The sequence below is a fragment of the Pandoraea sp. LA3 genome, assembly GCF_022696215.1.
Classification (GTDB): domain Bacteria; phylum Pseudomonadota; class Gammaproteobacteria; order Burkholderiales; family Burkholderiaceae; genus Pandoraea; species Pandoraea capi.
The window spans coordinates 1-13844 of sequence record NZ_PTPY01000037.1; the positions used below are offsets into that span (position 1 = coordinate 1).

Below are 13844 nucleotides of genomic sequence, written 5' to 3' on the forward strand. Positions count from 1 at the left end.
CTCAAGCAAGCCGTCAAAATGGTGAGACAGTCCGTGCACATCTACAATCACGAACGACCTCATGCGGCCCTGAAATACAAAACGCCCGATGCGGTGCATCGGGCGTTTTGAATGACTTTTTCTGTCAACCTATTTCAGGACTTGACAGACAAGCAACAGCGGCTTACTTCGCAGCCATCAGCGCGACGGTCGTGTCGAGCATGCGGTTCGAGAAGCCCCACTCGTTGTCGTACCACGAGCTCACCTTCACCAGGCGCCCCGAGACCTTCGTCAGGGTGCCGTCGAAGTTCGACGATGCCGGGTTGTGGTTGAAGTCGACGGACACCAGCGGTGCCGTGTTGTACGTGGCGATCGCCTTCAGCGAGCCTTCGGCAGCTTCCTTCAGGATCGCGTTGACTTCGTCCACCGTCGTGTCGCGCTTGGCGATGAACGACAGGTCGACGATCGACACGTTGATCGTCGGGACGCGGATCGCGTAGCCATCCAGCTTGCCATTGAGTTCCGGCAGCACCAGACCGACGGCCGAAGCAGCACCCGTCTTCGTCGGGATCATGCTCATCGTGGCCGAACGGGCACGGCGGAGGTCTTCGTGATAGACGTCCGTCAGCACCTGGTCGTTCGTGTAAGCGTGAACGGTCGTCATCAGGCCCGTTTCCAGACCGATCTTGTCGTGCAGCGGCTTGACCAGCGGTGCCAGGCAGTTCGTGGTGCACGAAGCGTTCGAGATGACCGTGTCGGTCGACTTGAGCACGCCTTCGTTCACGCCGAACACGACCGTTGCGTCCACATCCTTGCCGCCCGGGGCCGAGATGATGACCTTCTTCGCGCCGCCCTTCAGGTGAGCGCTGGCCTTTTCCTTCGTGGTGAAGAAGCCCGTGCACTCGAGCACGACGTCCACGCCCAGTTCGCCCCACGGCAGTTCTGCCGGGTTGCGGTTGGCCAGCACGCGAATCTTGTCGCCGTTGACGACCATGTAGTCGCCGTCGACCGTCACGGTGCCCGGGAACTTGCCGTGCGCCGTGTCGTATTGCGTCAGGTGGGCGTTCGTCTGTGCGTTGCCGAGATCGTTGATGGCGACGATTTCGATGTCGTGCTTCTTACCGCCTTCGTAGTGGGCACGCAGTACGTTGCGGCCGATACGGCCGTAGCCGTTAATAGCGACGCGAATGGTCATGGGGGTATCTCCGTAAGGTCTAACGAAATCAGCCAAGCACGGACTTGACCGTCGCGACCACGTGGTCGACGGTGAAGCCGAAGTGTTTGAACAGCACGCCGGCCGGGGCCGACTCGCCAAAGGTGTCGATGCCGACCACGCCGCCTTCCAGGCCGACGTACTTGTGCCAGAACGCCGTCACACCGGCTTCGACGGCCACACGCGGCACGCCGCGCGGCAGCACGCTCTCGCGGTAGGCCTTGTCCTGACGATCGAACACGTTGGTCGACGGCATGGACACGACACGCGCGGCAATACCCTCGGCGGCCAGTGCTTCGGCGCCCTTGAGCGCCAGATCCATTTCCGAACCGGTCGCGATCAGCACGATCTTCGGATTGGCCACGTCGCGCAGCACATAACCGCCACGGCGGATGTCAGCGATCTGCGCATCGCTGCGCGAGACGAACGGCAGGTTCTGACGGCTGAGCACCAGACTCGACGGACCGTCGTGACGCTCGACCGCAGCCACCCAGGCGGCAGCCGTCTCGGTCGTATCGCATGGACGCCACAGGTCCATTTGCGGAATCAGGCGCAGGCTCGAGACGTGCTCGATCGACTGGTGCGTCGGGCCATCTTCGCCCAGACCGATCGAATCGTGCGTGAACACGAAGATCGAACGCAGCTTCATGAGCGCCGCCATGCGCAGCGCGTTGCGGCTGTAGTCGGAGAACGTCAGGAACGTGCCGCCGAACGGGATGTAACCACCGTGCAGCGCAATGCCGTTCATGATGGCGCTCATGCCGAACTCGCGCACACCGTAGTTGATGTGATTGCCGAACTGCACGCCCTCTGCGTTGGCGCGCACGGCCTTGCTGGCCTTCCAGTTCGTGAGGTTCGAGCCGGTCAGGTCGGCCGAGCCGCCCAGGAATTCCGGCAGCACGGCGGCGAGCCCTTCGATGGCCAGTTGCGACGCTTTACGCGTAGCGACCGTCTCGGCCTTCTCGTTGGTCTTGGCGATGAGGGCGGCGGCGGCCGACTTGAAGTCGCCCGGCAATTCACCCTTCATACGGCGCTCGAACTCGGCAGCTTCGGCCGGGAACTGGCTGCGATACGCGGCAAAACGCTCGTTCCAGCCAGCTTCAGCCTGTTGACCGGCAGCCTTGGCGTCCCATGCAGCGTAGACATCGGCCGGCACTTCGAACGGCGGCAGATTCCAGCCCAGCGCAGCGCGCGTCGCAGCGATTTCGTCAGCGCCCAGCGGAGCACCGTGCACGTCATGACCGCCTTGCTTGTTCGGTGCGCCCTTGCCGATCAGCGTCTTGCAGCAGATCAGCGTCGGACGATCCGACGTCTTGGCTTGCGCGATGGCGGCGTCGATGGCGTCGACGTCATGACCATCGATACCGCGGATCACGTTCCAGCCATAGGCTTCGAAACGCTTCGGGGTATCGTCGGCGAACCAGTACTCGACGTCACCGTCGATCGAGATACCGTTGTCGTCGTACAGCGCGATCAGCTTGTTCAGACGCAGCGTGCCCGCCAGCGAACAGGCTTCGTGCGAAATACCTTCCATCAGACAACCGTCGCCGAGGAATGCATACGTATAGTGGTCGACGATGTCGTTGCCCGGGCGGTTGAATTCCTTGGCGAGCAACGCTTCGGCGAGTGCGAAACCGACGGCGTTGGTAATGCCCTGACCCAGCGGGCCCGTGGTCGTCTCGACGCCCGGGGTGATACCCACTTCGGGGTGACCCGGCGTCTTGCTGTGCAGTTGACGGAAGTGCTTGAGCTCTTCGATCGGCAGGTCGTAACCCGTCAGATGCAGCAACGAGTAGATGAGCATCGAGCCGTGACCGTTCGACAGCACGAAGCGGTCGCGATCGGCCCAGTGCGGGTTCACGGGATTGTGCTTGAGATGGCGGCCCCAGAGAGCGACCGCGATATCGGCCATGCCCATCGGCGCGCCAGGGTGACCGGAGTTGGCCTGTTGGACCGCGTCCATGGAGAGGACGCGGATGGCGGAAGCCATCAGCGCAGCCGTAGCAGGAGAGGAGTTCGTCATGGTGACCAGCCGGAAGAGCGGGCGTGCCCCGTTGCCGCGAGCCGCCGCGCGAAATTCAAATGCAGGAAAAGACCGAGATTTTACCAGAATCGACCATCGCCCGGGTCGGTAACGGCGAACTTCCTCAGTCGACGGGAACGTGGAATCATGCGAAGAAGTGATGTGATCGGCACAAATTAGAGGAAGTTGCCTCGCCAATGACCGCAAAAACCCCCAACCCCGCGCATGAATCCGGACAGGAAACACCGCCCCTGACACCCGCTGACGACACGCCAGCCTGGGCGCCGCTCGGCGCGTGGGCTCGCTATGCGTTCGCCGCGCGTACCGTCTACGCCACGACCTCGGCACATCAGCACATCGAGATCGTCGATCTGCCCGCGTTCGGCGACCTTGGCCGGGCGTATCGGCTGGATGGTCGTTTCATGGCGTCACTGGCCGACGCGCACATTTGCCATGAATGCATGGTGCACCCGTTGTTGCTCGCGCACGGCCACGCGCAACGCGTGCTGATCCTTGGCGGCGGAGATGGCGGCTCGGCGCGCGAAGCCCTGCGGCATGCCACCGTGAGGGAGGTCGTCGTCGCCGAGCTGGACCCGCAGGTCCCCGCCGTCGTCCTGCAATACATGCCGTCGCTGCCCGGCGGCGCGTTCGACGATGCGCGCACGACGCTCGTCATCGGCGACGCGCGGGATCTCGTCGAAGCGGCCCTCGCGAAAGGTGACCGGTTCGACGCGATCATCTTCGATCTGACGGAGGCGGACGGCGACGCGGCGTCGCTGCACGATGCGCCTTTTTTCGGCAAAATCCGCGCGCTGCTCGCACCCCGCGGCGGCATCGCCTTGCAACTTGGCGCCCCGTGGTTCGAGGCAGCGCAAGTGCGCCGCATGCTCGATGCGCTGCACTCGGTGTTCCGCCATGTCTCGCCGATGACGACCTACGTGCCGCTCTACGGTACGCAATGGGCGCTTGCGCTCGCAAGCGACACGCTCGATACCCATGACTTCGATGCGTTGACGTCCCTCGCGTTGCCGCCTACGCTGGACGGGTTGCGGCACTACTCACCATCGCGCCATGCCGCGTTATTCGACATATCCCCGGAACTGCGCGGCATCTTCGGCGATATCACGCCGTTGGCGCCCCGGTCCCGCTAACGTCATGACGCATTCGCGCGCCCGCGCCGGAATCGCGACGGAGGTGAACCGTCCACGTGTTCCTTGTATATTGAGAACTTGTCACGACGACTCGCCGCCCCCCCTTCGATCCTCACCACCGGCGAACTCAACGGAGCACCGTCATGTCCGACCCCCGCCCATCCCATGTGCCGTGGCTGACCCCCTATCTGACCGTGCGCGACGCCAGAGCATCGGCCACGTTCTATGAGCAGGCGTTCGGCTTCGCGGTACACGACATGGTGGACGACGATGGCGCCGTCATGCACGTCGAAATGTTCTATCAGGGCCAACTGATCCTGATGTTCGCCCCCGAAGGAGCCTTTGCGACGACCGCTCGCACGCCACGCACCTCGGGCGTCGAAGCGCCGCAGAGCTTCTATGTGTACACGGAAGACGTCGATGCCCTGTACGCCCGCGCAACGGCCGCCGGCGCCAAAGGCTTGATGCCGCCCAGCGACCAGTTCTGGGGGGATCGCTTCTGCCAACTGGAAGATCCCGACGGCTACCGTTGGGGATTCGCCAGACCGGTCGCGCCACGAAGCTGACCACGCCAGGCGTGTGTCCCGCGTGCGTTGGGGTATGCTTCTGTCCCCAGCGTCATCCCTCCGGTCATCTTTCGTCCGCCCTCTCCGAATGCCTCGCTTTTTTATCGATGCGCCACTGCATGCCGGCGCCCTTCTCGATCTTCCCGAGTCCGTCGTTCGTCACGTTCAGGTGTTGCGCCTGAAGACTGGCGATTCCCTCACGCTATTCGACGGTACGGGCGGAGAATATCCGGCAGTGCTGAGCACACTGGAAAAACGTCACGCGACCGCACAGCTCGGCGAGCACGACACTCGCGAAGCCGAGCCGCCCTACCGCATTACGCTGGCCCAAGGCATCGCGGGCGGCGACAAGATGGACTGGCTGATCGAGAAGGCTATCGAGCTGGGGGTGACGGAAATTCAGCCGCTGGCGACGGAGCGCTCGGTGATTCGCCTGGACGGGGAACGTGCAGCAAAGCGCGTTGCGCACTGGCAAGCGCTCGTGCAAGCGGCATGCGAGCAATGCGGACGAAACCGCGTGCCGCGCGTGCTGCCGATTCGCCCCATCGGGGCATGGCTGGGCGATGAGGACGTCACCAGGAGTGACGTATGGCGTGTGCTATTGTCACCTCGAGCAGACAGCGGATTCAATTCGCTTTCGCTGGAAGCGCCGTCTCAGCCCGGCGTGTTGCTCTTCGGCCCGGAAGGCGGGCTGGCACCGCAGGAGGAAGCGCTCGCACGACAGCGCGGATTCACGGCAATCCGTCTGGGCGAACGCATCCTTCGCACCGAAACGGCGGGCATTGCCGTGCTCGCTGCGTTGGCCGCTCGCTGGGGCGGTTGGTAAGCATCGATGATCGAGAAAATGGCCTCACAAGCCTAAAGGAGCAATCGTCATGGGTATCCTGGACAGCATTCTCGGTGGTGGGTCCGGCAATCAGGCCGGTGGTGGCGGTTTCAACACGAAGACCTTGCTCCTGATGGGCTTGCTGGCGATGATCGCCAGCCGTTCGGGTAACGCCCAGGGACAAGAGGGCGAAGGCGGCGGTCTGCTCGGCTCGCTCGGCGGCGCCCTCGGTGGCATGCTGGGCGGTGGCGGTGCCGCAGCGGGGGCCGGCGGCCTTGGCGGCCTGCTCGGCGGGTTGCTCGGCGGCGCACAAGCCCCGGCCGCAGGGGCTGGCGCGCCCGCGACGTCGCCCGGCGACCTGATCGGTTCGCTTGGCGGTCTGGGCGGACTGACGCAAATTCTCAATCAGGGGGGTCTCGGCGAGGCCGTGAATTCGTGGATCGGCACCGGCAACAATCAGGCCGTCAGCCCGGATCAGGTCACACAGGCGCTCGGCCCGGGCGGTCAGTTGCAACAGCTCGCCAGCACGGCCGGTGTCTCCGAGAGCGAAGCCGCGCAGGAGCTGTCGGCCCTCTTGCCGCAGGTGGTCAACCACCTCACGCCGAACGGCTCGGTACCGCAAGGGCAATTCGATCTGGCCTCGCTGGCGCAGCAGTTCCTCGGCGGCGGGCACAACGGTTAATCGCAGTCGGTCCTCAGTCGGCTGGCGAAAAACAAAAAAGGTCCGCAATGCGGACCTTTTTTCATGAACAGCTATCGGGCAATACGCAAATACAAGAACTCGCCAACAATCGGCGCCGCGATCACGCCTGCATCGTCAACCTCACGCTCGATGCAATTCAGATACCTGATTCAGACACAGATCAGGCAAACGAATAAAAAACGCGGAAGGTCACGCGCCGCTCGCCCCAGAACTCAGCGGCATCGCGGAACACGTCGAGCAGCGTCTCGCGCCCGTCCTTGTCAAACTTTGTCACGACCGGCAGTCCCTCAAGCACCACGACGAATCCGGGTTGCGGACCACAGTGAGACACGAGATCAGTCAGACAATCGCGCAAGGCGTCGAAGTTCTTCCCGAAGTGTTTCGGGAACAGGAACGACGATGCGATGGTGTCCAGCACTTCGGCCTTGCTTTGTGCATTCGCACAGTTGGCGTACAGGAAGTGTTGCCCGAGTCGCTCTGCCTCCGCCGCCAGGTCCGCCACGCGGAATGCGCGGATCGACTGCACGATATTCGGCCTCACGGCCTGGAAAAGACTCATATCTCCCTCTTCCGATAGGCTACGGCGATGGCCGGCCCGCGCAACAGCATGCAGGCCCAGCACCTGCTTGAACAAGTTGCCATCGCCCGCACCGAATGGATCTGCCATAAGATCTTTCCCGTGTTCTTGTGCGAAAACCGGCTCACTCATACTGCTGTCATTCCCTTATGCGTCTAAAGCTGTTGTAGTGGTCTTGGGTGTAGTAACACGGCTCGACCATGCGTTGGTTACCCCCACAGATGATGCGCCTGGCACCTCTATTGCGGGCACCGGGAGTCGGCACCGTATATTCATGGTAATAGCCACGCGGCATTTTGGGCAGACGCTTTTCGTAGTTTCCGAACGTGATGCCATCCTTGGCATAGGGAAACGGCCCGCCCTGGGCAATCAGCGACAGCGTACGCTGCGCTTCGCGAGGCAACTCGGCAACGGAGACCGTCGCCGTTTGATCCGTGACGTATGGCGCGGTTTCACGCGCCACAGCATTGGCCCCCAGAAAGACACTACCCGCCGCAGTCAGTGCCACGATGCTCCGGTGAAGCCAACGTGCCATTGTCATAGCTAGCTGTCGCCCGGCGCGGTCTTGCGCTGCAGGCCCGTTCTGGTGGGTGAAGCCGTAAGGTTATCGCTATTGGTCGCGAGAATCAATGCCAGCTTACATTTTGCAACCAAAGGTCTGCGAGAATTCACGATAGCACACGCTTTTTCACGACAGTAAGTGCCCACATGGAAATATACGATGCACAAAAAGCGTCACTGAAATAACAAAACGCCGCCCGTTTCAGGGCGGCGTTTTGTTTACTTCGTCGGCTAACGTGCGCGAAACGGCACCAAATCCGTCACCGCACCAACCCGATCACAGACCTTGTTGTTGCGCTGCCGCATCAGCCACGACGAGTGCCGCCATGTTGATGATGCGACGCACCGTTGCAGACTCCGTCAGGATATGTACCGGCTTGGCGGCTCCCAGCAGAATCGGCCCGATCGCCACGTTATTACCGGCGGCCGTCTTGAGCAGGTTATAGGCGATGTTGGCAGCGTCGATGTTCGGCATGACCAACAGATTGGCCGCACCCGTCAGCGTCGAATCCGGCATGATGCGTGCACGCAATTCCGGGTCCAGCGCGCAGTCGCCGTGCATTTCACCGTCAACTTCCAGATCCGGCGCACGTTCTTGCAGGATTGCCAACGTTTCGCGCATCTTGCGGGCGCAATTGGCATCGCTCGTACCGAAGTTCGAGTGTGACAGCAGCGCGACCTTCGGCTGAATGCCGAAACGGCGAATCTCTTCGGCAGCCATCAGCGTGATTTCCGCCAGTTGCTCTGCCGTCGGATCCTGGTTGATGTGCGTGTCGACCAGGAAGATCTGACGATTCGGCAGCACCAGCGCGTTCATTGCGCCGTAGACATTCCCGCCGTCTCGCTTGCCGATCACGCGATCGATGAAGTGCAGGTGACGGCCCGGTGTCGACACCGTGCCGCAAATCATGCCGTCCGCTTCCCCTTTGCTCACCAGCATGGCGGCGATCAGCGTCGTACGGCGACGCATTTCGACGCGTGCATACGACGCCGTCACGCCCTTGCGATTCGTCAGACGGTGATAGGTCTCCCAGTAATCGCGATAGCGCTCATCGTGCTCCGGGTTGACGACGGTGAAGTCCACCCCCGGCGTCAGACGCAGGCCGTATTGCTGGATACGATGCTCGATCACGGCAGGGCGACCCACCAGCACCGGCGTCGCGACGCGTTCGTCCACGAGGACCTGAACGGCGCGCAGCACGCGCTCCTCTTCCCCTTCGGCGAAGGCAATGCGCTTCCTGTCGGCAGGAACGCTACGCGCCACCGAGAACAGCGGCTTCATCAGACCGCCGCTGTGATACACGAATTGCTGGAGCGACTGCGAATAGGTGTCGATGTCCGCGAGCGGGCGCGTGGCGACGCCTGCCGCCATCGCCGCTTCGGCCACTGCCGTGGCCACCTTGACCAGCAGACGCGGATCGAAGGGCTTCGGAATCAGATATTCCGGGCCGAACGACAGATTCTTGATGCCGTACGCCGAAGCCACGATATCGCTCTGCTCCTGACGCGCCAGCTCCGCCAGCGCGTTCACGGCGGCGATCTCCATCGAACGCGTGATCGTGGTCGCACCCACATCGATGGCGCCACGGAAGATGAACGGGAAGCAGAGAACGTTGTTGACCTGGTTCGGATAGTCCGTTCGACCGGTCGCCATCACGCAATCCGGGCGCACTTCTTTCGCGAGTTCCGGCGTGATTTCCGGATTCGGGTTGGCCAGTGCGAAGATCAGCGGCTTGTCGGCCATCGTCTTGACCATTTCCGGCTTGAGCACGCCGGCAGCCGACAGTCCGAGGAACACATCGGCGCCACCGATTACTTCGGCCAGACCGCGCGCATCCGTCTTTTGCGAAAAGCGAATCTTCTCCGGGTCCATCAATTCGGTACGGCCCTCATACACCACACCCGCCAGGTCCGTCACCCAGATGTTCTCGATGGGCAGCCCCATGTCCACGAGCAGGTCCAGACACGCCAGTGCAGCCGCGCCGGCACCGGACGTCACCACCTTCACCGAAGCGAGATCCTTGTCGACCACCTTCAGGCCGTTGATGAGCGCTGCCGCCACCACGATGGCCGTGCCGTGCTGATCATCGTGGAAGACCGGAATCTTCATGCGCTCGCGCAGCTTGCGCTCCACGATGAAGCACTCGGGCGCCTTGATGTCTTCCAGATTGATGGCACCGAACGTCGGCTCAAGCGCCGCGATGATGTCGACGAGCTTCTCCGGGTCCTTCTCGGCGATTTCGATATCGAAAACGTCGATATTGGCGAACTTCTTGAACAGCACGCCCTTGCCTTCCATCACCGGCTTGGAAGCCAGCGGACCGATGTCACCCAGCCCAAGCACGGCGGTGCCGTTCGTGATCACACCGACCAGATTGCCCCGCGCCGTGTAACGCGACGCATTGAGCGGATCAATGACGATTTCCTCACACGCGGCAGCAACGCCCGGCGAGTACGCCAGCGCCAGATCGCGCTGGTTCAGCAACTGCTTGGTCGGCGCGATCGCGATTTTGCCGGGGGTGGGATGTTCGTGATACTCGAGCGCAGCTTCGCGCAGTTTCGGGTCGATCGGCGTGGGCATGAGGGGAAGCTCTTGGCGAACAGGAGAGATCAAAATTTCAGTGCGAATTGTAGCCCTATTTATTCACGTGATTTATGCAAAAAACGGATAAGGGTCACACCCGCACTGAAGCAATTCCATGCCGATAGTGGCGAAAAATCAGCGTGAATTCAACGCTGCATTGCACCATCGCCGCCATTTTCAGACAACAGATGCGTTACGGCTCAGGTGTTGTCCGAATACGGCATGAGACGCTGCCTGAAAACCGCGAACAAACCGCTATGCCTGCTTGGGAAAGCCGCAGCGGCCTCTTAGAATAGGGGTTTGCGTGGCACCACCGGCTGCTTCGCCCACCGCCTCTCGTTGCTCATGACCACGACCTCCCCGACCGCTTCGTCATCACTGTCCGAGTTCTCGCTGATCGATCGCTTCTTCGCCCGGGCGACGCGACAGGGCGAGCACGTCACGCTCGGCATCGGCGACGATTGCGCGCTGTTGCGTCCTCCTGCCGGAGAGCAGTTGGCGATTTCGACGGACATGCTGGTGGAAGGCCGACACTTTCTCGCCGATGTCGACCCGCAAACACTCGGCCACAAGACCCTTGCCGTCAATCTCTCGGATCTGGCGGCCATGGGTGCGCGGCCGCTCGGATTCACGCTGGCGCTCGCATTACCCGACAGCGATCCGGCCTGGCTCGGCCCTTTCGCGCAAGGTCTCGCCGAACTCGCCGACCGCTATGCTTGCCCGCTGATCGGGGGAGATACCACCCGTGGGCCACGCAATCTCTGCGTGACGGTCTTTGGCAGCGTGCCCGGCGCGCAGGCGTTGCGCCGTGACGCGGCGCGCCCCGGCGACGACATCTGGATCTCGGGAACGTTGGGAGATGCGCGGCTCGCGCTCGGTGCGTTACGCGATGAGTGGCCCCTATCCGAAAGCGATCTCGCGCTGGCACGCCGCGCGATGGATGTGCCCGAACCGCAAATCGCTCTGGGTCTCGCGCTGCGTGGCGTGGCGCGGGCTGCACTCGATATCTCCGACGGTCTGATCGGCGATCTCGGTCATATTCTCGAGCGCTCGACGATGAGCGCACGCATCGATGTCGACGCGTTGCCCCGATCCGCATTGCTCGCTGCACAACCGAGCGGAATTCAACGACTGTGCACGCTCGCGGGCGGAGACGATTACCAGCTTTGCTTCTGTGCCGATCCCTCGCAGCGCGCGCGGATCGAGGCGATCGGCAACGAACTCGGCATACGGGTCACGCGTATCGGTACAATAGCGCTTCCCGACGCGCGCCACACGATGCTGCATCTCCATGACAATACTGGCGCGAGCGTCGCTGCCGACTTCAAAAGTTTCGACCATTTCCAATGAGCACTGATCAAACGGCCGCCGTCAATCCGGGCAGCGGCCCGCGCCGGCCGAACTCGCGTTTCCTGCTGTCGCACCCCGCACATCTGTTTTCGCTCGGCTTCGGCACGGGTCTGTCGGCGTTTGCGCCGGGTACGGTGGGAACGTTATTCGGCTGGGCGTCGTATCTGGTGCTCAACCTGTATCTGACTGTCACAGGCTGGGCCGTGCTGATTGCAGCGTCCATCCTCGGCGGCATCTGGATTTGCAGCTTTACGGCACGCAAGCTCGGCGTTCAGGATCCGAGCGCAGTCGTGTGGGATGAAATCGTCGCGTTCTGGATCGTGCTGCTGCTCATTACGCCGTCGAGCTTCGTCGGCCAACTCGTCGCGTTCGTGCTGTTCCGTTTCTTCGACGCCGTCAAGCCGCCGCCGATCAGCTACTTCGACCGCACGGTCAAGGGTGGACTCGGCATCATGCTCGACGACCTCGTCGCTGCGTTCTGTACGTTACTCGTGATTGCGCTCTGGCGTTCGATCTGATCGCCGGACAGCGCGACACTCCCGATCTGATGGTGTCGACCTGATTCGTCGTCGCGTTGCGGCAAGCGCCCTGCACGGTAGTGCGCCGATGCTCGGCGCCCCGAAGTTCGCTGGCGTGCGTCGTACCTGGCTCGTATTCGTTGCATAGACTTCTTGAAGGCGTCGTCCCGTGGTCTCCGAACAAAATCTTCTGGCCCAACTGTCGGTGAAAGTCGGCAATCGTTTGCGCGATGAACGTCTGCTGCTGACGACGGCCGAATCGTGCACCGGCGGCCTTGTCGCCGCGGCAATCACCGATATTTCCGGCAGCAGCAACTGGTTCGAACGCGGCTTCGTGACGTACTCGAATCAGGCCAAGACCGAGATGATCGGCGTGCCGTCCGAGCTGATCGAAAAGCACGGCGCGGTGAGCGAGCCCGTCGCGCGTGCCATGGCAGAAGGCGCCCTGCTCAACAGTCGCGCGCAAATCTCTCTGTCGATCACGGGCGTGGCCGGCCCGGGTGGCGGCACCGCCGACAAACCCGTGGGCATGGTCTGCTTCGGATGGAGCAACCGTGTGACGACCATCGTCGAGACGAAGCACTTCAAGGGCGATCGCACCCAGGTCCGCAGTCAGGCAGCGCAATACGCCCTGCGTGGCGTCATTGAATTGCTCGATAAAGCGGAAGCGTAATTACGCTCGCTCGCCGGGTATCGCGTGTGTTGCCGCTACGACGTGGCGAAACTGGCCCCGGACGTCACATCACGCTGTCGCTCATCCGGCAACGCTAACGGACAGCGCGTGAACGACGGCACACGGCATCTTGCCCGCCCATAAAAAAACAGCACCTGCGAAGCCGCGAGGCGCTGTCTTTTTGTCACACGGTGACGCCGACGTCCGGCGCCGGAATCAGCGATAAGCGTTGATGCTGTCACGCGTTTTCTGGGCAGCTTCGGCTGCGGCCTGTGCGAAGTTCTCGTCACGGCCCGCGTAGATGATGGCGCGCGACGAGTTGATCATCATGCCAGTGCCATTGGCGGTACGACCCGCCTTGACCGTTGCCTCGACATCGCCACCCTGGGCACCGACACCCGGAATCAGCAACGGCATATCGCCCACGATGCTGCGCACGGTCGCGATTTCCGCCGGGAAAGTCGCGCCGACCACGAGCCCGATCTGACCGCTCGTGTTCCACGGTCCCGCCGCCAGTCGCGCGACCGTCTGATACAACGGCTTGCCGTCAACGTCGAGAAACTGGAGGTCGCTGCCGCCGGGATTCGACGTACGGCACAGCACGATCACGCCCTTATCCGCATGGGCCAGATACGGCTCCAGCGAGTCGAAGCCCATGTATGGGTTCACCGTCACGGCGTCGGCACGATAGCGCTCGAATGCCTCACGCGCATATTGCTCGGCGGTGCTGCCGATGTCGCCACGCTTGGCGTCCAGAATCACCGGCAGTCCCGGATGATCGGCGTGGATGTGCGCAATCAGTTGTTCGAGCTGGTCTTCGGCGCGATGCGCCGCGAAATAGGCGATCTGCGGCTTGAAGGCACTGGCGTAGGGCGCGGTGGCGTCCACGATCTGGCGGCAGAACTCGAAAATCGCGTCCGGCTTGCCTTGAAGATGCGCGGGAATGCGCGACGGCTCGGGGTCGAGGCCCACGCACAGCAGCGAGTTGTTGCGCGTCCAGGCGGCGTTGAGAACTTGGGTGAATGTCATGACGAGGTTCCGGCGGGATTCCGACGGAGGTAATCCGACGGAGGATGTTTCGGGCAAGGCCGCCATTTTACCTGCTTGGCGCCCCGGCCCT

The 13844-nt window shown here is 62.5% G+C and carries 14 protein-coding genes; 8 read left to right on the forward strand and 6 right to left on the reverse strand.

Going from position 1 to position 13844, the window contains the following annotated elements; all coding sequences use genetic code 11:
- Positions 1–111: integrase core domain-containing protein (locus tag C5N93_RS22190; RefSeq protein WP_242558265.1), on the forward strand; the 111-nt coding region annotated here is incomplete at its 5' end.
- Positions 112–163: 52 nt separating this feature from the next.
- Here C5N93_RS22190 and gap read toward each other — a convergent pair.
- The gene (gene gap / locus C5N93_RS22195) at positions 164–1174 is read right to left on the reverse strand and encodes a type I glyceraldehyde-3-phosphate dehydrogenase (RefSeq protein WP_044457102.1); all 1011 of its coding nucleotides are present in this window, start codon (positions 1172–1174) and stop codon (positions 164–166) included.
- A gap of 28 nt (positions 1175–1202) precedes the next feature.
- Complete coding sequence (tkt, locus tag C5N93_RS22200) at positions 1203–3215, reverse strand: transketolase (protein WP_242560949.1); 2013 nt, start codon at positions 3213–3215, stop codon at positions 1203–1205.
- Between the two features lie 197 nt (positions 3216–3412).
- Here tkt and C5N93_RS22205 point away from each other — a divergent pair, with 197 nt between their 5' ends.
- From C5N93_RS22205 to C5N93_RS22220, 4 genes are all read left to right on the forward strand, one after another.
- A complete protein-coding gene (locus tag C5N93_RS22205; RefSeq protein ID WP_242560950.1) occupies positions 3413–4366 on the forward strand; it encodes a polyamine aminopropyltransferase in 954 nt (317 codons plus the stop codon).
- 143 nt (positions 4367–4509) lie between these two features.
- Positions 4510–4932 (forward strand): glyoxalase/bleomycin resistance/extradiol dioxygenase family protein, encoded by a 423-nt coding sequence (locus C5N93_RS22210; RefSeq protein ID WP_069340996.1) that lies wholly within the window; start codon positions 4510–4512, stop codon positions 4930–4932.
- A gap of 88 nt (positions 4933–5020) precedes the next feature.
- On the forward strand, positions 5021–5758 hold the full coding sequence (locus C5N93_RS22215) for a 16S rRNA (uracil(1498)-N(3))-methyltransferase (RefSeq protein WP_242560951.1): 738 nt from the start codon (positions 5021–5023) through the stop codon (positions 5756–5758).
- A 49-nt stretch (positions 5759–5807) separates the two neighbouring features.
- Positions 5808–6440, forward strand: coding sequence for a YidB family protein (locus C5N93_RS22220; RefSeq protein WP_150719909.1), 633 nt, complete (start codon positions 5808–5810; stop codon positions 6438–6440).
- 181 nt (positions 6441–6621) lie between these two features.
- Here C5N93_RS22220 and C5N93_RS22225 read toward each other — a convergent pair whose 3' ends face one another.
- The 3 genes from C5N93_RS22225 to C5N93_RS22235 form a co-directional block, all read right to left on the reverse strand.
- Complete coding sequence (locus C5N93_RS22225) at positions 6622–7170, reverse strand: barstar family protein (protein WP_069340993.1); 549 nt, start codon at positions 7168–7170, stop codon at positions 6622–6624.
- Between the two features lie 7 nt (positions 7171–7177).
- The gene (locus C5N93_RS22230; RefSeq protein WP_083253663.1) at positions 7178–7573 is read right to left on the reverse strand and encodes a ribonuclease; all 396 of its coding nucleotides are present in this window, start codon (positions 7571–7573) and stop codon (positions 7178–7180) included.
- A gap of 303 nt (positions 7574–7876) precedes the next feature.
- Positions 7877–10180 (reverse strand): NADP-dependent malic enzyme, encoded by a 2304-nt coding sequence (locus tag C5N93_RS22235; protein WP_242560952.1) that lies wholly within the window; start codon positions 10178–10180, stop codon positions 7877–7879.
- Between the two features lie 348 nt (positions 10181–10528).
- On the opposite strand from C5N93_RS22235, the gene thiL reads away from it, so the two are divergent.
- The 3 genes from thiL (at position 10529) to C5N93_RS22250 (ending at position 12724) form a co-directional block, all read left to right on the forward strand.
- On the forward strand, positions 10529–11533 hold the full coding sequence (thiL, locus tag C5N93_RS22240) for a thiamine-phosphate kinase (protein ID WP_242560991.1): 1005 nt from the start codon (positions 10529–10531) through the stop codon (positions 11531–11533).
- Positions 11530–12051 carry a phosphatidylglycerophosphatase A gene (locus tag C5N93_RS22245; RefSeq protein WP_150719912.1) on the forward strand — a complete coding sequence of 174 codons (522 nt, stop codon included), beginning with the start codon at positions 11530–11532 and terminating at the stop codon, positions 12049–12051. Before thiL ends, C5N93_RS22245 begins: the two co-directional genes overlap by 4 nt.
- A 169-nt stretch (positions 12052–12220) precedes the next feature.
- A complete protein-coding gene (locus C5N93_RS22250; RefSeq protein ID WP_069340990.1) occupies positions 12221–12724 on the forward strand; it encodes a CinA family protein in 504 nt (167 codons plus the stop codon).
- A gap of 216 nt (positions 12725–12940) precedes the next feature.
- Here the strand turns inward: C5N93_RS22250 and pyrF are convergent, their stop codons facing one another.
- Positions 12941–13753, reverse strand: coding sequence for an orotidine-5'-phosphate decarboxylase (pyrF, locus tag C5N93_RS22255; RefSeq protein ID WP_242560953.1), 813 nt, complete (start codon positions 13751–13753; stop codon positions 12941–12943).
- Between the last annotated feature and the right edge of the window lie 91 nt (positions 13754–13844).